General features: G+C 59.4%; 22 protein-coding genes. 15 read left to right on the top strand and 7 right to left on the bottom strand.

Translation table 11 applies throughout. The features are described 5' to 3' along the window. The first annotated feature begins 250 nt into the window (after nucleotides 1-250). The 7 genes from GS611_RS20795 to GS611_RS20765 all read left to right on the top strand — a co-directional run bounded on the left by GS611_RS20795 (nucleotide 251) and on the right by GS611_RS20765 (nucleotide 5,958). A complete protein-coding gene (locus GS611_RS20795; protein ID WP_171638624.1) occupies nucleotides 251-1,405 on the top strand; it encodes a phosphoserine transaminase in 1,155 nt (384 codons plus the stop codon). Between the two features lie 64 nt (nucleotides 1,406-1,469). Then, nucleotides 1,470-3,065: a phosphoglycerate dehydrogenase gene (serA, locus tag GS611_RS20790; RefSeq protein WP_171638623.1), complete on the top strand. Its 1,596-nt coding sequence runs from the start codon at nucleotides 1,470-1,472 to the stop codon at nucleotides 3,063-3,065. Nucleotides 3,066-3,184: 119 nt separating this feature from the next. Further along, entirely contained in the window at nucleotides 3,185-3,913 is a 729-nt protein-coding gene (locus tag GS611_RS20785; protein WP_171638622.1) for a metallophosphoesterase family protein, read from the top strand. 36 nt (nucleotides 3,914-3,949) lie between these two features. After that, the gene (gene serB / locus GS611_RS20780; RefSeq protein ID WP_171638621.1) at nucleotides 3,950-4,828 is read left to right on the top strand and encodes a phosphoserine phosphatase SerB; all 879 of its coding nucleotides are present in this window, start codon (nucleotides 3,950-3,952) and stop codon (nucleotides 4,826-4,828) included. Between the two features lie 41 nt (nucleotides 4,829-4,869). Then, nucleotides 4,870-5,199 (top strand): helix-turn-helix transcriptional regulator, encoded by a 330-nt coding sequence (locus GS611_RS20775; protein ID WP_171638620.1) that lies wholly within the window; start codon nucleotides 4,870-4,872, stop codon nucleotides 5,197-5,199. After that, a complete protein-coding gene (locus GS611_RS20770; RefSeq protein WP_171638619.1) occupies nucleotides 5,187-5,615 on the top strand; it encodes an SRPBCC domain-containing protein in 429 nt (142 codons plus the stop codon). The genes GS611_RS20775 and GS611_RS20770 overlap by 13 nt, the downstream gene beginning before the upstream one ends. A gap of 22 nt (nucleotides 5,616-5,637) precedes the next feature. Then, a complete protein-coding gene (locus tag GS611_RS20765; protein WP_171638618.1) occupies nucleotides 5,638-5,958 on the top strand; it encodes a YciI family protein in 321 nt (106 codons plus the stop codon). A 5-nt stretch (nucleotides 5,959-5,963) separates the two neighbouring features. Here the strand turns inward: GS611_RS20765 and GS611_RS20760 are convergent, their stop codons facing one another. Continuing rightward, a complete protein-coding gene (locus tag GS611_RS20760) occupies nucleotides 5,964-6,962 on the bottom strand; it encodes an asparaginase (RefSeq protein ID WP_171638617.1) in 999 nt (332 codons plus the stop codon). 179 nt (nucleotides 6,963-7,141) lie between these two features. On the opposite strand from GS611_RS20760, the gene GS611_RS20755 reads away from it, so the two are divergent. The 4 genes from GS611_RS20755 (at nucleotide 7,142) to GS611_RS20740 (ending at nucleotide 10,199) form a co-directional block, all read left to right on the top strand. Then, nucleotides 7,142-7,678 (top strand): invasion associated locus B family protein, encoded by a 537-nt coding sequence (locus tag GS611_RS20755; protein WP_171638616.1) that lies wholly within the window; start codon nucleotides 7,142-7,144, stop codon nucleotides 7,676-7,678. 142 nt (nucleotides 7,679-7,820) lie between these two features. Then, nucleotides 7,821-7,991, top strand: coding sequence for a hypothetical protein (locus tag GS611_RS20750; RefSeq protein WP_171638615.1), 171 nt, complete (start codon nucleotides 7,821-7,823; stop codon nucleotides 7,989-7,991). Nucleotides 7,992-8,108: 117 nt separating this feature from the next. Further along, nucleotides 8,109-9,296, top strand: a complete 1,188-nt coding sequence (rlmN, locus tag GS611_RS20745) for a 23S rRNA (adenine(2503)-C(2))-methyltransferase RlmN (protein WP_171638614.1) — start codon at nucleotides 8,109-8,111, stop codon at nucleotides 9,294-9,296. 285 nt (nucleotides 9,297-9,581) lie between these two features. Next, nucleotides 9,582-10,199, top strand: a complete 618-nt coding sequence (locus GS611_RS20740; protein ID WP_171638613.1) for a cytochrome P460 family protein — start codon at nucleotides 9,582-9,584, stop codon at nucleotides 10,197-10,199. Nucleotides 10,200-10,205: 6 nt separating this feature from the next. Here GS611_RS20740 and GS611_RS20735 read toward each other — a convergent pair whose 3' ends face one another. The 3 genes from GS611_RS20735 to GS611_RS20725 form a co-directional block, all read right to left on the bottom strand. After that, nucleotides 10,206-11,867 (bottom strand): U32 family peptidase, encoded by a 1,662-nt coding sequence (locus GS611_RS20735; RefSeq protein ID WP_171638612.1) that lies wholly within the window; start codon nucleotides 11,865-11,867, stop codon nucleotides 10,206-10,208. 63 nt (nucleotides 11,868-11,930) lie between these two features. Further along, nucleotides 11,931-12,269: a hypothetical protein gene (locus GS611_RS20730; RefSeq protein ID WP_171638611.1), complete on the bottom strand. Its 339-nt coding sequence runs from the start codon at nucleotides 12,267-12,269 to the stop codon at nucleotides 11,931-11,933. Further along, on the bottom strand, nucleotides 12,266-13,186 hold the full coding sequence (locus GS611_RS20725; protein WP_171638609.1) for a DnaJ C-terminal domain-containing protein: 921 nt from the start codon (nucleotides 13,184-13,186) through the stop codon (nucleotides 12,266-12,268). The genes GS611_RS20730 and GS611_RS20725 overlap by 4 nt, the downstream gene beginning before the upstream one ends. 160 nt (nucleotides 13,187-13,346) lie before the next feature. On the opposite strand from GS611_RS20725, the gene GS611_RS20720 reads away from it, so the two are divergent. Beyond that, nucleotides 13,347-13,730 (top strand): hypothetical protein, encoded by a 384-nt coding sequence (locus tag GS611_RS20720; protein ID WP_171638607.1) that lies wholly within the window; start codon nucleotides 13,347-13,349, stop codon nucleotides 13,728-13,730. Here the strand turns inward: GS611_RS20720 and GS611_RS20715 are convergent, their stop codons facing one another. Then, nucleotides 13,731-14,828, bottom strand: a complete 1,098-nt coding sequence (locus GS611_RS20715) for a cystathionine gamma-lyase (RefSeq protein ID WP_171638606.1) — start codon at nucleotides 14,826-14,828, stop codon at nucleotides 13,731-13,733. A gap of 3 nt (nucleotides 14,829-14,831) precedes the next feature. Next, entirely contained in the window at nucleotides 14,832-15,674 is an 843-nt protein-coding gene (locus GS611_RS20710) for a TIGR00730 family Rossman fold protein (protein ID WP_171638604.1), read from the bottom strand. A gap of 79 nt (nucleotides 15,675-15,753) precedes the next feature. On the opposite strand from GS611_RS20710, the gene GS611_RS20705 reads away from it, so the two are divergent. The 3 genes from GS611_RS20705 (at nucleotide 15,754) to dapD (ending at nucleotide 18,245) form a co-directional block, all read left to right on the top strand. After that, entirely contained in the window at nucleotides 15,754-16,665 is a 912-nt protein-coding gene (locus tag GS611_RS20705) for a threonine/serine dehydratase (RefSeq protein WP_171638602.1), read from the top strand. A 44-nt stretch (nucleotides 16,666-16,709) separates the two neighbouring features. Then, entirely contained in the window at nucleotides 16,710-17,309 is a 600-nt protein-coding gene (locus tag GS611_RS20700) for a GntR family transcriptional regulator (RefSeq protein WP_171119956.1), read from the top strand. Nucleotides 17,310-17,417: 108 nt separating this feature from the next. Beyond that, on the top strand, nucleotides 17,418-18,245 hold the full coding sequence (gene dapD, locus GS611_RS20695) for a 2,3,4,5-tetrahydropyridine-2,6-dicarboxylate N-succinyltransferase (RefSeq protein ID WP_171119955.1): 828 nt from the start codon (nucleotides 17,418-17,420) through the stop codon (nucleotides 18,243-18,245). Between the two features lie 139 nt (nucleotides 18,246-18,384). Here the strand turns inward: dapD and GS611_RS20690 are convergent. Further along, nucleotides 18,385-18,750, bottom strand: a 366-nt coding sequence (locus tag GS611_RS20690) for a hypothetical protein (protein WP_216598362.1), incomplete at its 5' end; no start/stop codon positions are given.

The following is an 18,750-nucleotide window of genomic DNA, read 5'->3' as shown; positions in this document are numbered from 1 at the left end:
GAAACCTCGTCTGCACATGCCCCCCAATGGACGCATACGCAGACGCCGCGGAATAACAGCAACAACCCCGCCGAGTTTCGGCGGGGTTTTTCGCCAATCGGAAACTCATGTTCTGATTTGTGCCCTCTTTGGATGTCGTTTTTACCCAGCGAAGCGTCTTTTTCGCTTGCTGCGGGTGCGAAGGGCCCATAGCTCTGTGCGTGGGACACCCCTCCCCAACGAGGGGCGTGTATCTGGAAGGGTAATACAGATGAGCACTCAAAAACCGGCGACGCGGCCGGCCAATCCGCGTTTTTCCTCGGGCCCTTGCGCCAAACCCCCCACATTTGATCTGACCAAACTGGCCGATGCCGCCTTGGGACGCTCGCACCGTGCCGCCGTTGGCAAGGACAAGCTGAAAGCGGCCATCGAAGGCACGCGCGAGGTGCTTGGCATTCCGGCAGATTACAGGATCGGCATTGTTCCCGCCTCGGACACGGGCGCGGTTGAGATGGCTCTTTGGTCGCTATTGGGCGAACGCAAGGTCGAGATGCTGGCGTGGGAAAGCTTTGGGTCCGGTTGGGTGACCGATGTGGTCAAGCAGCTTAAGATCGACGCCGAGGTGAAGACCGCCGATTACGGACAGATCGTGGATCTGGCATCGGTCGATTTCGCCAATGACGTGGTCTTTACGTGGAATGGCACCACCTCGGGCGTGCGCGTGCCGAATGGCGACTGGATCGCCGATGATCGTCAGGGTCTGACGATCTGCGACGCAACCTCGGCTGCCTTTGCGATGGACCTGCCCTGGGACAAGCTGGATGTGACCACCTTCAGCTGGCAGAAGGTTCTGGGCGGTGAGGCCGCGCATGGGATGCTGATCCTGTCCCCGCGCGCCGTTGAACGTCTGGAGAGCTACACCCCTGCATGGCCGCTGCCCAAGATTTTCCGCCTGACCAAGGGTGGCAAGCTGATCGAAGGCATCTTTACCGGGGCGACGATCAACACGCCGTCGATGCTGGCGGTTGAGGATTATCTGTTTGCACTGGATTGGGCGCGCTCGGTGGGCGGTCTGAAGGGCCTTACAGCCCGCGCGAACGCCAATGCCGATGCAGTGCATGCGTTCTGCGACCGGAACGACTGGATCGAAAACCTGGCCGCAGACGCTGCGACGCGGTCGAACACATCCGTCTGTCTGAAATTCACCGACGCCCGAATTCAGGACGGCGCAAGCTTTGCCAAGGCTGTGGCCAAGCGGCTGGAGTCCGAGAATATCGCGCTGGACATCGGTGCCTATCGCGACGCGCCTGCGGGCTTGCGGATCTGGTGCGGCGGTACGGTCGAGACCTCGGACATCGAAGCGATGCTGCCTTGGCTGGCATGGGCCTTTGAGGCCGAAATCGCGGCGCAGACAGAAGCCGCCTGATCGCATCCCATCTCCACCGGGCCGCATCGGCCCGGACCTCTCAATACATTCAAGGACCACAAACATGGCTCCCAAAGTACTCGTTTCCGACAAACTCAGCGAAACCGCCGTTCAGATTTTCCGTGATCGCGGCATCGACGTGGATTTCATGCCCGATCTGGGCAAGGACAAGGACAAGTTGGCCGAGGTGATCGGCCAGTATGATGGTCTTGCCATCCGCTCGGCCACCAAGGTCACGCCGACCATTCTCGAAAAAGCCGATAAGCTGAAGGTGATCGGCCGCGCTGGAATCGGCACTGACAATATCGACAAGGAAGCAGCGTCGAAAAAAGGTGTGATCGTGATGAACACGCCATTCGGCAACATGATCACCACTGCCGAACACGCCATTGCGATGATGTTTGCCGTGGCGCGGCAGATCCCCGAGGCCTCGACTTCGACCCATGCGGGCAAGTGGGAAAAGTCCAAGTTCATGGGGATCGAGCTGACCAACAAGACGCTCGGCGTCATTGGTGCGGGGAACATCGGTGGCATCGTGTGCGAGCGCGCGCTTGGCCTGAAGATGAAAGTCATCGCCTATGATCCCTATCTGGGCGAAGAGAAAGCCGCCAAGATGGGCGTGGAAAAGGTAGAGCTGGACGAGTTGCTGTCCCGCGCCGACTTCATCACCCTGCACGTGCCGCTGACGGATCAGACCCGCAATATTCTGAGCCGTGAGAACCTTGCCAAGACCAAGAAAGGCGTGCGCATCATCAACTGTGCTCGGGGTGGTCTGGTCGATGAGGAGGCCTTGGCCGAGGCGCTGCAATCCGGTCACGTTGCGGGCGCCGCGTTTGACGTGTTCGGTGAGGAACCCGCCAAGGACAACCCCCTGTTCAATCTGCCCAACGTGGTCTGCACGCCGCATCTTGGTGCAGCAACGACCGAAGCGCAGGAGAATGTGGCGCTGCAAGTGGCCGAGCAGATCTCGAACTATTTGCTGACAGGTGCGGTCGAGAACGCTTTGAACATGCCCAGTGTAACGGCGGAAGAAGCCAAGGTGATGGGGCCGTGGATCAAGCTGGCCGGCCATCTGGGCAGCTTTATCGGCCAGATGACGGATGAGCCGGTCAAGGCGATCAATATCCTGTATGATGGTGTGGCCGCTGAAATGAATCTGGCGGCGTTGAACTGCTCGGTGGTCGCCGGGATCATGAAAAAGTTCAACCCCGAGGTGAACATGGTGTCGGCCCCGGTTGTCGCCAAGGAACGTGGGATTAAGATCTCGACCACCAATCAGGACAAATCGGGTGCGTTTGAGGGCTATATCAAAGTCACCGTTGTGACCGACAAGCGCGAGCGTTCTATCGGCGGCACCGTGTTCAGCGACGGCAAACCGCGGTTCATCCAGATCAAGGGCATCAATATCGACGCCGAGGTCGGTGCCCATATGCTCTACACCACCAACGAAGACGTGCCGGGCATCATCGGTGCTTTGGGGCAGACCATGGGCGAGAACAACGTCAACATCGCGAACTTTACCCTTGGTCGATCCGAGGCCGGAGGAGAAGCGATTGCGTTGCTTTATGTCGACGAGCCCGTTCCGGCCGAGGCACGCGCCAAGCTGGCGGAAACGGGTCTGTTCACGCAGATCAAGCCGCTGGAATTTGATGTCACCTGACGAGGCCTGTTGAGTTTGAGAAACAGTTCAGGACCCGGTTGACCGAAGGCCCGGGTCCTTTGTTTTCTCGGGCTGCAATCTGCGGCACAAGCAAGCTGAACCTTACCGTCGGAGGATCTATGACACAGCCTGTCTACGTTGTTGGTGATCTGCACGGGCAGGTGGCCGAGCTGGAACGCGCGCTGTCTCTGATCCGGGGTGATGGCGGCCCGGACGCCCAGATCGTGTTTCTAGGTGATTACGTGGATCGCGGCCCTGACAGCCGCGGGCTGATCGAGCGTCTGATTGCCGGGCGCGACGCGGGTCTGAACTGGATCACTTTGCTGGGCAACCATGATCGCATGTTCGCCTGGTTCATGGAGGATACGCCGCGTCACGATCCGCATTTGCTTGTCGGGTATCATTGGCTGCATGAAAGGCTGGGTGGGGTCGAGACCCTGCGCAGTTATGGCGTGGAATTCGAAGGCCAGATTCGTCTGGAAGATCTGCATCAGATGGCGCAGGCGGCGGTGCCGAAATCGCACCTGACCTTTCTGCGAGATCTGGTTCTGATGCATCAGACGCCCGAGCTTGCCTTTGTTCACGCAGGCATTCGCCCGGGCGTGCCGCTCAACGCGCAGGGGGACAACGACCTGGTCTGGATCAGGCAGGATTTTCATGCTCATCGGGGTCCGCATCCCAAGCTGATCGTGCATGGTCATACTCCGGTGGACCGGGCAACGCATTATGGAAATCGCGTCAATCTGGACACAGGTGCTGGATATGGGCGCCCGGTGGGTGTCGCTGTGTTCGAAGGGCAGACTTGCTGGGAATTGACCGATCAGGGCCGTTTGTCGTTGACCCCCTAGATCACCTCGCCCGGCCAAGAAATTTGGAGATTGAAGATGTATGTCGCCACTTTGCTGACCAATCCGGCAGCGCCTTCGCTGGACAGCGCATTACCCGAGTCACTGCGCAATGCGTGGGGTGGCGGGGACATCTTCTGGCTCAACCCGGATGAGGCGGCAGAATTCGAGTTGAACGCCATCCCCGACAATCGCTGGGACGTTTGGGCAGACTTGCAGGGTATGGGCGTGGACCTGATTTTGCAGCCTGCGCAGGGGCGGCGCAAACAGATGCTGCTGGCCGATATGGACAGCACCATGATCCAGCAGGAATGCATTGACGAACTGGCGGATGAGGCTGGCGTCGGCGAAAGGGTCAAGGACATCACCGCCCGCGCCATGAACGGAGAGCTGGATTTCGAAGGTGCCCTGATCGAGCGGGTTGGTTTGCTGAAGGATCTGGATGAAAGCGTCATCGGCAAAGTCCTGCGCGAACGGATCACCCTGATGCCCGGAGGCAGGGAATTGCTGGCGACGATGCGGGCCAACGGGGCCTATACAGCATTGGTATCCGGTGGCTTTACGGCCTTTACCGCGCGGGTGGCAGAGCTTTTGGGGTTCGATGAAAACCGTGCCAACACTTTGCTGGCGGAAGATGGCAAGCTGACCGGAGACGTCGCGCGTCCTATTCTGGGGCGTCAGGCCAAGGTCGAAGCGCTGGCGCAGATTTCAACGCGTCGGGGCCTGTCGGAAAGTGATGTGATTGCCGTGGGTGACGGGGCCAATGACCTTGGAATGCTTGGCCGGGCCGGGACCGGGGTTGCCCTTCATGCCAAACCGTCGGTGGCCGCACAATGTGATGTGCGGGTGAATCACGGCGACCTGACGGCACTGCTTTATCTACAAGGGTACAGTCGCGCGGATTTTGCCGAATCCTGACAGGGCTTTTCATTATTTAACATTTGTGTTAAATAGGGGTCATGAGCACGCTTCTGACCACCTTTTCCGCTTTGTCTGATGCCACCCGGTTCTCGATTGTCGAGCAACTGATGGAGCAGGGCGAACTGCCCGCTGGTGACCTGATCGAAGGGCGCGGCATGTCCGGCGCCGCGATTTCGCGCCACCTCAAGGTGCTGCGCGAGGCCGGGTTGGTGCAGCAGCGTGTGCGGGGCACCCAACGGATGTACTCCATCCGGTCCGACGGGCTGCGTATGATTGCCGACTGGACGATCTCCAAACGGCAATTCTGGGAAAGCAGCCTTGATCGCCTCAGTGATATCATCGAAAGGGAGAATTCATGGCCGACCTGAAACTGGAACGGGATTTCCCCGTCAGCCCAGAGGACCTGTTTGCATGGATCAGTGACGGCAGCCGGTTGTTGCAATGGTGGGGCCCCGAAGGGATGCACGTGCCTGAACACAATCTGGATTTCTCGCGCACCGGCCCGTGGTATTCGGTAATGGAAAACGGCGAGGGCCAGCAATACAAGGTCTCGGGCCACGTCACGCATGTCGACCCTCCAAACTCGGTGGGGTTTACCTGGGGCTGGCATGACGATCAGGATCAGCGCGGGGCCGAAAGCCACGTCACCTTCACAGTCACAGCGACAGGCACGGGGTCGCGCCTGGTTTTGGACCACCGCGAACTGGCCGATGCCGAAGCAGCCGCGAACCACAATCAGGGCTGGACGTCTTCGCTGCGCAAACTCGAAGCGAAGTGCAAATAAGTTTTCATCAGGGAGGAGCGATATGCCCCAATATTTGTTTGTTTATCACGGGGGACACACCCCGACCGACCCCGCCGAGATCGAGGCGACCATGGCCGCCTGGGGCGCCTGGTTTCAGGATATGGGAGACGCCCTCGATATCCCCGGAAACCCGGTGGGGCAGTCTTACACCGTCAGCAACAACGGAGTGGTCGATAACGGCGGCGCAAACCCGGCCTCGGGCTTCACGGTGATCAAAGCTGACAGTATCGATGCTGCGACCGAGATGGCCAAGGGCTGTCCGATGGTCGTCAATGGCACAGGCTCGGTTGAAGTGGCCGAGGTGCACGAGATCGAGATGTAGCGGCCTTAGCCGGGGAAACCCGGCGCAGGTTTGATCACGCCGCATTCCAGCCCCCGGCGGCTGTATTGCGTGGCGTTCATGAATTTGCGGGTGGCCGGGTGATCGGCCTCCAGCACACCAAGGCTCACCAGAATAGCGGCGATGGCGCATTCGCTGGCCCGTGTGGTGCCATCGGTGATCTTCAGCGCAACGCCCATGCGTTTTTCCGGGATGATGGCCACAAACACCGCCTCGGCCCCGGTCTTGATGGCGACGCGCCCGTTCATGGCGCGCATCAGTTCGGTGCAGGCCCGGGTTTCACCGGCAACCAGTTCCGGGTGTTTCACCATCGCGGCCACCAGCTGCATCGCTGCATCGCTGGAGCGGTCGGACCGGTCTGCGGCTGAAGCAAACCAAGCCATCGAACGTGCCAAACCGAAAAGCGATGTGGCGAAATTCGGGGCGGAACAGCCATCGATGCCGTATGCCGGGCTGGTCTCGGCCGTTGTTTCTTCGACGGCAGATAGGCAGGCTTGTTGCACCGGATGATCAATTTCAAGGTATTCCGGCCCGGCGCCCATATGCTGTGCCAGAGTCAGAAAGCCGCAATGTTTGCCGGAACAATTGTTGTGGATCTGGCAAGGCGTGTCGTCCGCCAAAATCAGCCGGTCGCGCGCGGCGGTGTCGGCGGGCTCCTGTGGGCCGCACCGCAGATCGTGCTCGTTCAACCCCAGATGGTCCAGCCACGCCGTCACGCGATCCGTGTGGATCGCCGCCCCGTTATGCGAGGCGCAGGCTAACGCGAGGTGTTCGCTGGTCAGACCGTATTTCGCCGCCGCCCCTGATGTGACCAACGGAAGCGCTTGAATCATCTTGGCGGATGACCGCGGGTATATGACGGATTGCGGGTCGCCCCAACTGCGCACGATCTGGCCCGTGTCATCGCAAATAACCGCATGACCCAGATGCAGACTTTCCAGCAGAGGGCCGCGCCAAAGTTCTGTCATGGGTACGGGCTGCGTCATCTGGACCTCCGAAATTTATGCGCAAAATTCTGCCAATCGCCCTTTCGCCTGTGGCGAAACCTGCGTTAGTGTGTGTATGTCGGCAATCATCGGAAGACGCAAACGAATAGACGAACCGGCAGGGTTCGCAGACGTGTCCGATGGGTATGAGGTAAGGGTCGAGCTAGGAGGCTGGACAAATGGGATCAATGCTCGTTCGCACGATAGCGGGCCTGTGTATGGCAGGCATCGCAGCAACATCTGCAATCGCCCAACAGGCGACAAGCACCAACCGCGTTGCTGCAAAAACGGATTGGAGCGTTTTTGTCGAAGACGATCCCACCGAATGCTGGAGCGTCTCGGCACCCAAAGAAACTGTAAACACCCGCGGTGGACGTGTGGTTTCCGTACGGCGCAGCGATATCCTGCTGTTTGTGTTCTATCGCCCGAATGCCGAGGTCAAAGGCCAATTGACCTTTACTGGCGGCTACCCGTTTGCCGCGGGTTCGACGGTGAACCTGAATGTGGACGGGACCGAGTTCGAACTGTTCACAGAAGGCGAATGGGCCTGGGCCGCGTCGGATGCGGATGATGCCAAGATCATCACCGCCCTGAAGCGCGGAACCGAGGCTGTTCTGACCGCCCGGTCCGAGCGTGGGACGCAGACGAAAGACACCTTCTCGCTGCTGGGCTTTACCGCAGCGATTGAAGACGCTGAGAAGCGCTGCACCAACTGATCTTATCGCGCCGATTGTTGAAAAGGCCCCGCCTGGTCGCGGGGCTTTTAACGTATGGTCATCTGCCAGTTTTGATCCGCATCAAAGTTTCGCGTTCGGCAATGTGAACTAAGTGGTTTAGCCACCTAGAGAGGACATCGTGATGAAACAGAAAACTTGGATCACTCTGGTTCTGGTCGCATCCGCCGCTGTGCTGAGCGCTTGCGAGAAGAATGCTGAAACCTACCCGATATCGGGCGAGCAATGTGGCCCGGAAGATCCGGTTCAGACTCTGGACGCCAGTGATTGCTACACACCGCCGCCGGTAAACTGATCAAAAAGGCCCGGTATGTTCATCGTGCCGGGCCTGTTGGCTTAGGAAACCTTTTGATCTTTGCACAGGTTCCTATATAGAGGCGCATCCCAAGCCCGATTCCTTTGAGATACGCCAATGTCGCCTAAAGCGCCGATCACCCAAGACGTCATGACCATCCCGCGCAAACTGCCCGACGGGAAGATCAACCTCGTCGGCCTTACGCGCGACCGTTTGCGCGAAACCTTGATTGAACACGGCACGCCCGAGAAACAGGCCAAGATGCGCACCGGTCAGATCTGGCAATGGATCTACCAATGGGGCGTGCGCGACTTTGCAAAGATGACCAATCTGGCAAAGGCTTATCGCGCTCAACTGGCCGAGCACTTCGTGATCGAAATCCCCGAGGTGGTCACACGTCAGGTGTCCGAGGACGGCACCCGCAAATACCTGTGCCGTATCGCCGGCGGGCATGAGGTCGAGGTGGTCTACATCCCCGAGGAAGATCGCGGCACGCTGTGTATCTCGTCTCAGGTGGGCTGTACGCTGACCTGTTCGTTTTGTCATACCGGCACTCAAAAACTTGTACGAAACCTGACATCCGCCGAAATCGTTGGCCAGATCATGATGGCGCGCGACGATCTTGAAGAATGGCCAACCCCCGGCGCACCTAAGGACGAAACCCGCCTGCTGTCGAACATCGTTCTGATGGGAATGGGCGAGCCGCTTTACAATTTCGAAAACGTGCGCGACGCGATGAAGATCGCCATGGACCCCGAGGGCATTTCTCTGTCGCGCCGTCGCATCACGCTTTCAACCTCGGGCGTGGTGCCCGAGATCGCGCGCACCGCCGAAGAAATCGGCTGTTTGCTGGCGATCTCGTTCCACGCCACTACGGACGAAACTCGCGACGTTCTTGTGCCCATCAACAAACGTTGGAATATCGAGGAACTGCTGACCGCTTTGGCCAGCTATCCGAATGCTTCGAACTCTGAACGGATCACGTTTGAATATGTGATGCTGGATGGTGTGAATGACAGTGACGAAGATGCGCATCGTTTGATCGATCACATCAAGCGACACAACATTCCGGCCAAGATCAACCTGATCCCGTTCAACGAATGGCCCGGCGCACCGTACAAGCGCAGCTCGAACAACCGCATCCGCGCCTTCGCAAACATCATCTATCAGGCCGGCTATGCCTCGCCCATCCGCAAGACACGCGGTGAGGACATCATGGCGGCTTGCGGTCAGTTGAAGTCGGCGACCGAACGGGCGCGCAAATCACGCAAACAAATCGAGGCCGAAACGGGTCTGAGCCGATAGGGTTTGGTCCATCTGGGCCAGGCTTGATCGGATCGCGCCTTAAGTGTTTTCTGGCTTTGTCTGCACGTCACAATTGTTTTGTTCAAACTTAATGTTTCAGATGCTGAAACTACATGCATGATTTGCTATATTTCTCGTGCCCGTCGCTGAATTTGCCTCTTCAATTCGATGCACAAGCCGGTGAGGTGTCCGGGTCAGAGATGGCAAGTTTTTGCGATTCCGCTAGACTGTTCCAAGTGGTGCAGAAAGCGCTCAGGTGAACTGAATTTCAGGTGGGCCACGATTATGAATGCAAGTTCTTTTTCGATCATCCGTTTTGGTGCCGCTGCGCTTGCTATCGTCTCGGGCTCAGGCTTGGCCTTTGCTGAAGGCCAGGACGCTCATATTGCAATCGAAAACCCTGCCGAGTTGAGCAAAAAAGAGGCTTTGGAACACTACCGATCCCTCAATCGCCGCATGGCGCGTGGCTACGCCGTGGCGCAACTGGACCTGATCCTCAACTACCAAAGCTGGCCGATTTTCAACGATGCGCCCTATATTTCGGCAACCCACGGGCAAAGGTATGTGAACAGCTACGCCAATCGCATGGCGCATAACTACGCGACGTTGCAGGAAGGTGAAGAACTTCCCATGGGGTCGATTCTTGCCAAGGACAGCATGACCGTGACGGATGAAGGTCACGTGCATCCCGGTGCCATGTTCGTAATGGAGAAACTGGCAGAAGATGCCAGCCCGGACACGGCGGATTGGCGTTACATCATGGTCTTGCCGGACGGCTCGGTCTTTGGGGACACTATGGGCGACCGCGCCGGTGCCGTGGCCTATTGCCATGTCTGCCACGAACAGGTGGCAGATCGGGACTATACGTTTTACGTGCCGGAAGAGTATCGAACACGCGACTGAGCCGGCTCAGGCTTGTTGTGCGCCCGGCAGCTTCAGTTCCGTCGCCTCACGGCGGCTGAGTTGTTCGCCCTGCTTGCGCTTTGACAAAACTTCACGGGCCAGCGCGTATTTGTCGTCCTGCCAGAAAATCAAGCAGCCGTTGCAACCTTTGCCACAGCAACCCTCGGTGCCGATGCGGTTGGTTTTGAAACGGCGTTCGTTGCCGTCTTCGCCGATCTTTTCAACCAAGGCGTCGCGACGGCGGGCATAGGCGCCAGGGTTGTCACGGCCCGAGGTTTCCAAACCCTGCACCAGCTTGTCAAAGCGGATGCGGCTCCAGTGTTCGTCAGTCAGGGCGCGTTCCTTGCGCAGAACGGAATAGGCGGGGAACCGGGCGCGCAGATCGTCGATATCCTCGTGGTCGAACAGGGTGAAGGGCAGGCGGATCACTGTTTTGGTGCTGCCATGCACTGCGTTCATCCGCGCACCATCGGATGCGCGTTCGAAATCATAGACCCGCAGCAGAACCGTCTCGCGCGAGATGGGCGAGACGAAATCTAGCACATCGCCCGGTTCCAGCTTGTTCTTTACCTCGACCAGAAAGGCATCCTGGGCCACTTCGGTGACGATCCCGGCATATTCCCATTGCGCGATGGACGCCGTGTGCTCGTAATCATGGGCGTAGTTGGTCAGACGCCCCTCGTGGAAGGCCAGCGTATAGCCGCGGTTTCCCACGGTCTCCAACTCGCGCATATAGGGTTTCGGGTCCCAGTTCTGGGGGTCGGCATAGTAATCGTCGATGGCCATGCGATAGGCGCGCGCGACGATGGCGGCGTAGTATTCCGACTTGCCGCGCCCCTCGACCTTGAGGCTGTCGACCCCGATCTTAAGGTATTCGTCCAGCTTGGGCATGATGCACAGATCGCGCGAATTGAGGATGTAGGAACCGCGGTCGTCTTCCTCGATCGGCATCAGATCGCCGGGGCGGCAGCCTTCTTCCAGCAGGAATTCGAACAGGTCGGCGTTTTCCTCGGTGATGCGCAACTCCTGATGGGTGCCGTCCTTCAGGCGCAGTTTCAGCGCATAGTTCCAGCGGCAGGAATTGGCGCAGTTGCCCTGGTTGGCGCCGCGCTCGGCCATGAAGTTCGACAGCAGGCAGCGGCCCGAATAGGTCATGCACATGGCCCCGTGGACGAAAGCCTCAAGCTTGATGTCCGGGCATTTTTCACGGATCTCCACCAGTTCGGGGTAGGAAACCTCGCGCGCCAGAACCACCAGTTCCGCGCCCTGATCCTGCCAGAACTTCACCGACAGCCAGGAACAGATATTGGCCTGGGTCGAGATGTGCAGCGGCAGTTCCGGCGCACGGTCGCGCACGTACTGGAACACGCCGGGGTCGGCGATGATCAACCCGTCCGGCTGCACTTTGCGGACCGTGTCGATATATTCGTCCAGCTTCGGGATGTCCTTGTTGTGCGAAAACAGGTTCAGCGTCAGATAGGCGCGCCGGCCATGGCTGTGGCAGAACTCGACGCCCTCGATCACCTCTTCCAGCGAAAACTCGGATTTCGTGCGCAGCGACATATCGGGCGTGCCCAGATACACCGCATCCGCCCCGTAAAGGACAGCGAGTTTCAGCTTGCGCAGATTGCCCGCAGGCATCAGCAATTCGGATCTGGACTGGGTCATGGCGCCACCTGTCAAAGGATCAAGCCGGCCTTCTAATCCAAATGTTTCGAGTCCAAAACCCCGTTATCTGCGACGGAATCGCGCTGTACCGATGACCTTGACCAGTTGCTGCCGCACAGGTTCGGGTTGCGCCTCGATCGCGTTCAGAACTTCGCGCAGTTCGGCCCGCAGCCCATGCAGCTGGTCGATCAGTGAGATCATCATCGACAGCGCATCCGCCTCCATGTCGTACTGTTCGTGCAACTCACAGGCCAGTTCCAGACGGGCGACGTCGATATTTTGATAAACCAGCCCTTGATCCGACTGTTCCGGAATCACGATTTCCGCCGCCAGGTATTCGGTCAGGCGGTCCGAGGTCAGGCGGGTGACCGTTTCGATCAGTTCCTTTTCGGTCAGGATCATAGCTGCATTCCTTTCCGCGGATCATAGCGGTGCTTTTGACGCCAGGTTTCCATGAACTGCTTCAGTTCATCATCGATCTTGTCCGGTGTCGCAATGGTCAGCTCAATCAGCTGATCACCACGGGCGGACGAGCCGCGCTTTTTCACGCCTTTTCCGCGCAACCGAAGCGTTTTGCCGCTGCTGGTGCCTGCCGGGACGTTGACATTCACACCGCCGTCTATGGTAGGGGCCGGGACTTTTCCGCCCAGAATGGCCTCGTCGATTGTGATCGGCAGCGTGATATGGATGTCGTCGCCCTGACGTTCAAAAACCGGGTGCTTGGCGACCGAAACCGTCACCAGTGCGTCACCCGGAGGGCCTTCGCCATATCCCGGCGCGCCTTTGCCGCGCAACCGGATGGTCTGGCCGTCGGTGATCCCGGCCGGGATTTTGACCTCGATCCGGTCTCCATCCGGCAAGGTCAATTTCTGACTGGCGCCGAACACGGCATCCAGAAAGCTGATTTGCAGTGAATAGTTCAGATTGTGACCCGGTGCGTGAAACTGGTGGCCGCGCTGGCCACCAAAACCGCCGCGACCACGCATGAACTCGGCAAAGATGTCTGACATGTCGTCGGGATCCGCCTGACGCCCGCGATAGGGGTTTCCAGCAGCCTCGGCATAGTCCCGGTAATACTGCTGTTGCGGGCGTTCCTGACCCGAGGCGTCTATTTCCCCGTTGTCGAAACGCGCACGTGTTTCAGGATCTTTCAACAGATCATAAGCAGCGGCGGCGGCCTTGAACTTGGCCTCGGCCGTGGCATCGCCGGGTTTCAGATCCGGATGGCAATCCTTGGCGATACGCCGGTAGGCTTTTTTGATCTCGGCTGCACTGGCGTCCTTCGAGACACCAAGAACGGTGTAGGGGTCGTCGCTCATCTCACTCTCACAGGTCAGGGGCGGGTCTGATCACGATGAAGGTGTTCTACCATTTGATTTCAATGGTTGAAACGGAAGAGGCGATTGAATTGTCTCGTAAAATCCCGAAGACCTGATAGTATATGCATATTTATACTTGTCGAATGACGGAGACCGCCGCATGTCACGCAGAATAAAATCCGCCCTGGCCCTGATGGCCGGGAATGCCATTGGGTTGTTGCTTGCCGCGCTGATATTGTCGGGATTTGCGATCAAGCCGATCTCGTTCATCGTGGTGGTGATTGTCTTCACCGTCGTACAGGTCGTGGCTGAACCCCTGATCCTGAAACTGGGCGAAAAGAAAGCGCCCGCCCTGAAAGGTGGGATCGCCCTGATCGTAACCTTCGTGGGCCTTTTCGTGACCGACCTGATTGCAGCCGGGCTGACCGTTGGCGGGGTTTCGAACCTGCTGGCGGCAACATTGCTGGTCTGGCTGGGGGCGTTGATCGCCAGCGTTGTGCTGCCGATCTACGTGTTCAAAGAACTGCGTGAGCCCAAAAAGTAATCACACGACGTTCAGGCTGGCTTCGATAGCTTGCCACAATTCTTCCACGGGTTCGCATCCGACGGACAGGCGGATGAAGGCCGGATCAACGTCGTCGCCCCAGCGCGCGCGCCGCTCGGCCGAGCTGTGGACGCCTCCGAATGACGTGGCTGGGCGCAGAAGCGAGCAATTGTTGATGAAGGCTTCGGCCCGGTCTTCGCTGTTCAGCGTCAGGGACAGCAGAAATCCGAAACGTGTGGCCTGTTCTTGCGCCAGTTTATGCGACGGGTCGTTGGCCAGCCCGGGATAGCGCACCTGTTTCACTGCGGGATGTGCCGTCAGGCGTTCGGCCAATACTTCGGCCGAGCTGCACATCCGGTCGAACCGAACGTCCAGCGTTTCAAGTCCGCGATGAAGAAGCCATGCTTCATGTGGCCCCGGAATCGAGCCGGAGACTTTCCGCCATTCCTCGACCCGTTCCATGATGTCGCCGTTGCGGCTGGCCACATGGCCCATCAGCATGTCGGAATGCCCGCCCATCGCCTTGGTATCGGACGAGACGACTACATCGATGCCCAGATCGAGAGGACGCTGACCCAGCGGAGTCATCGTCGTATTGTCGGCAATGGTTATGCCCCCGGCAGCGCGCACCCGATCCGCCACCTCGGTCAGATCGATCATGTCCAACCCCGGATTCGAGGGGCTTTCGGCAAAGACCACATCGAACCCGTCAAAACCGCCGTCGGCAAAGGCGGTGGTGGGGCGTTCCTCAACGATCACGCCCAGCCGCGACAGGAAACGATCGGCCAATAGGCGCGTCACGTAATAGCCGTCGGAGGGGATCAGCAGGCGTGATCCGGCCTTTACGGTGGCAAACAGTGCTGCGGAAATCGCTGCCATGCCCGAGGGAAAGCTGAGGCAGGGCGCGTCTTCCAAATGCGACAGAACATGCTCCAGATGCACCCAGGTCGGGTTGTCCACCCGGCCGTAACTCGCCTGCCCGTCCGGGGTGCCCGGCAGGTGGTACATGCTGCTTTGGGTCAGTGGCAGCGCTACGGGTTCGCCCTTGCTCAGGGCATTTCCGCGCAGATGCAGCATCTCTCCGGTCTTGGGCGCCATGGTTCAGCGCCCCGGAATTTCGTCGCGGGGCGGGGCGGGCTCCCAGTTTTCAATGATCTCGACCGCTTCCTGCGCCGTGTCCACAAAGCGAAACAGGTCAAGATCCTCGTCCGAGATGGTTCCGGCATCGGCCAGCGCTTTCCAGTTGATGACCTTTTCCCAGAATTCGCGACCAAACAGCAGGAAGGGCACGCGGTCCATCCGGCCGGTCTGAATCAGGGTCAGGGATTCGAACAGCTCGTCCAATGTGCCGAAACCACCGGGGAAAATCGTGATGGCGCGGGCGCGCATCAGGAAATGCATCTTGCGGATGGCGAAATAGTGGAAGTTGAAGCTGAGATCCGGCGTCACATAAAGGTTCGGGGCCTGCTCGTGCGGCAGAACGATATTCAACCCGATCGAGCATCCGCCCGCGTCCTGTGCCCCACGGTTGCCTGCCTCCATCACACCGGGGCCGCCGCCCGTGACGATCACGTTTTCACGGCAGCCGGTCTCGTTCGATTTCACGGTCATCAGCCGCGCGAACTCGCGCGCCTCGTCGTAATAGGCCGACAGACCAGCCAGCGTTTCCGTTCGTGCGGTGTGTTTCTGCGATGGTTCAGGGATGCGCGCGCCGCCGAACATCACGATGGTCGAGGTGATCTCGCGCTCACTCATGATCATCTCGGGTTTCAGCAGTTCCAGTTGCAGACGTACCGGGCGCAGCTCGTCGCGGCACAGGAATTCGTCATCGGCAAAGGCAAGGCGATAGGCGGACGATCGCGTTTGCGGCGTGTCCGGCACTTCGCTCGCGGTCGAACGATCTGTCTGCGCATCGCGAAACGGATTGTGGCGGTCTTCTCTCATGGGTGATCGATCCCTGCTTGCGTGTTTTCCAAACAGCTATAGGGTTCGCGGGCAGAGTGCCAGTCACGGAAAGACAAGAATGAATTGGAAGAGCGAAATATCAGCGGCGCGGGATCGTATCGCCGGGCATACACAGGTGACGCCGGTGATCGAGAGCCGAATTCCGGGCCATCCCATTGAGCTGAAGCTGGAGCACATGCAGCACACGGGCAGTTTCAAGGCGCGCGGTGCGTTCAATACGTTGCTGAGCCTCGACGTGCCCGATGCAGGTGTCGTGGCTGCATCCGGTGGCAATCATGGTGCAGCGGCGGCCTTTGCGGCGCAGGCGCTTGGTTATCCGGCCAAGATTTTCGTGCCCGAACTGGCGGGGCCATCCAAGATTGCATTGATCCGGCAAACCGGCGCGGATCTGAGCGTTGTGCCCGGCGAATACGCCAATGCGCTGACACAGGCGCAGGCGCATGAAGCGGAGACCGGCGCGATGCAGATTCACGCCTATGATGCGCCGGCTACCGTGGCGGGGCAGGGGACCTGCTTTGCGGAATGGGATGCGCAGGGCCTACAGGCAGATACGGTGTTGGTCGCCGTGGGCGGGGGTGGGCTGATCGCCGGGGCGTTGGCCTGGTTTGACGGAGCGCGCAAGGTCGTGGCGGTCGAACCCCAGACCTCTTGTGCATTGAATGCGGCGTTGCAGGCCGGTGAGCCGGTGGATGTTTCCGTATCCGGCATCGCGGCAAATGCGCTGGGCGCGCGCCGGATCGGGCAGATCTGTTTCGGCCTGGCACAGGGGATGACGTCGGTCCTGGTGTCGGATGATGCCATCGCGGCGGCTCAGAAGGCGTTGTGGCAGGCGCATCGTATTCTGGTGGAACCGGCGGGCGCCACGGCGTTGGCAGCCTTGACCTCGGGCGTGTATCGGCCCGAACCGGGCGAACGCGTGGCCGTTCTGGTGTGTGGTGCGAATATCGCGCCGGACCCGCTTGCGGGGTGAATTATCTGGTTGAGGATAGCTGTCGTAGATTTTATCTATAATTTATGACCGCTACGATCTCGGACACGATTTACCAGAACCTCAGCCAGCAAATCATAACCGGAGAGCTGAGCGCCGGGGAAAAGCTGCGGCAGGATCATATTGCCCGCACCTTCGACACCAGCCATGTTCCGGTGCGGGAAGCCCTGTTGCGGCTTGAGGCGCATGGACTGGCCCGGCACGAGCCGCGCCGGGGCATGCGGGTCACGGCGCTGGACCCGGCAGAGGTGCGAGAGGTCATCGAAATGCGCGTGGCGCTGGAAACACTGGCGTTGCAGCAATCGGTGCAGAACATGTCTCCGGTCGCGTTGGACAAGATCGATCGCGCACGCATCGCCTGTGACGAGGCGCAGACGATGCCCCAATGGGAGGCGTTGAACAGAGCATTCCATCGCGCCATCCTGACACCTTGCGGGCTGCCCCGTCTGTTGCACACCATCGACGATCTGCATATCGCAAGCGCACGCCACTTGTTTGCGCACTGGCGGTCGAAATGGGTGCAGCAAACTGACAAGGATCACGCCGCACTTGTTCAGGCACTCAGGCGGAAGGACCTGAGCACGGCAAAAGGTATTCTGACCCGACATATACGCCGCGCCAGCTGATTGCGGGCCTTTCAGACGCAAAACGACCCGTGTTCGTCGCATTGCGCCATGGGCCCGGCTTGCGTATAGGCCAAACCAACATGAACAGATTCTGTAGGGAGACGCCCCATGTCCAACGCGCAACTGGAAGCCGCCATCGAAGCCGCCTGGGAGGCGCGCGACACGATCACACCCGCCACGGCAGGTGAACAACGCGAAGCGATCGAAGACACGCTGAACGCGCTGGACAGCGGGTCGCTGCGTGTTGCCGAAAAGCTGGAAAACGGCGACTGGCACGTGAACCAGTGGGCCAAAAAGGCGGTTCTGCTGGGCTTTCGCATCAAGGACATGGAAATTCAGACAGGCGGTCCGCAGGACGGCGGCTGGTGGGACAAGGTTGACAGCAAGTTCGCCGGTTGGGGTGAAGATCAATGGCGCTCGGCCGGGTTCCGCGCGGTTCCCAACTGCGTTGTCCGCAAATCGGCCTATATCGCGCCGGGCGTGGTGCTGATGCCATCCTTTGTCAACCTTGGCGCCTATGTGGATGAAGGCACCATGGTCGACACCTGGGCGACCGTCGGCTCATGCGCGCAGATCGGCAAAAATGTCCACCTGTCGGGCGGCGTAGGTATCGGTGGCGTGCTGGAGCCGATGCAGGCCGGCCCGACCATCATCGAGGACAACTGCTTTATCGGCGCGCGCTCCGAGGTGGTCGAAGGTTGCATCGTCCGCGAAGGCTCGGTTCTGGGGATGGGCGTGTTCATCGGCAAATCCACCAAGATCGTGGACCGGGAAACCGGCGAAGTGACATATGGCGAAGTCCCGCCCTATTCCGTGGTCGTCGCGGGTTCGATGCCGTCAAAGAACAACATCAGCCTGTATTGCGCGGTGATCGTGAAGCGGGTGGATGAAAAGACCCGGTCGAAAACCGGAATCAACGAATTGCTGCGGGACTGATCGCCCCGGTTGTACAGAAAGGCCGGAGCTGACCCGCTCCGGCCTTTCCGTTTTTTGGGGTGTTTGACTTATGCGACCGCACCTTGGTCAGAGCCTGTCCTGAGATTGTGTCCTGGCTCAGACGAACGCTCTGTGTGGGTCAGCGATTTTCACCCTGCATAGCGTCAACTTCTGAGTTTCCTGCGTTGGTTTCCGTGCCTTCGCTTTCGTTATCGCCGCCGCTTTCGTTGTCGCCGCCGCCTTCGTTGTCGCCGCCGCTTTCGTTATCGTCGCCGCCTTCGTTGTCGCCGCCGCTTTCGTTATCGCCGCCGCCTTCGTTATCGTCGCCGCCTTCGTTGTCGCCGCCGCCTTCGTTATCGTCGCCGCTTTCGTTGTCGCCGCCGCCTTCGTTGTCGCCGCCGCTTTCGTTATCGTCGCCGCCTTCGTTGTCGCCGCCGCTTTCGTTATCGCCGCCGCCTTCGTTGTCGCCGCCGCTTTCGTTATCGCCGCCGCCTTCGTTATCGTC

It is taken from the genome of Ruegeria sp. HKCCD6119 (genome assembly GCF_013110585.1).
Lineage (GTDB): Bacteria > Pseudomonadota > Alphaproteobacteria > Rhodobacterales > Rhodobacteraceae > Ruegeria.
This window is presented reverse-complemented; position numbering and strand designations above follow the sequence as displayed.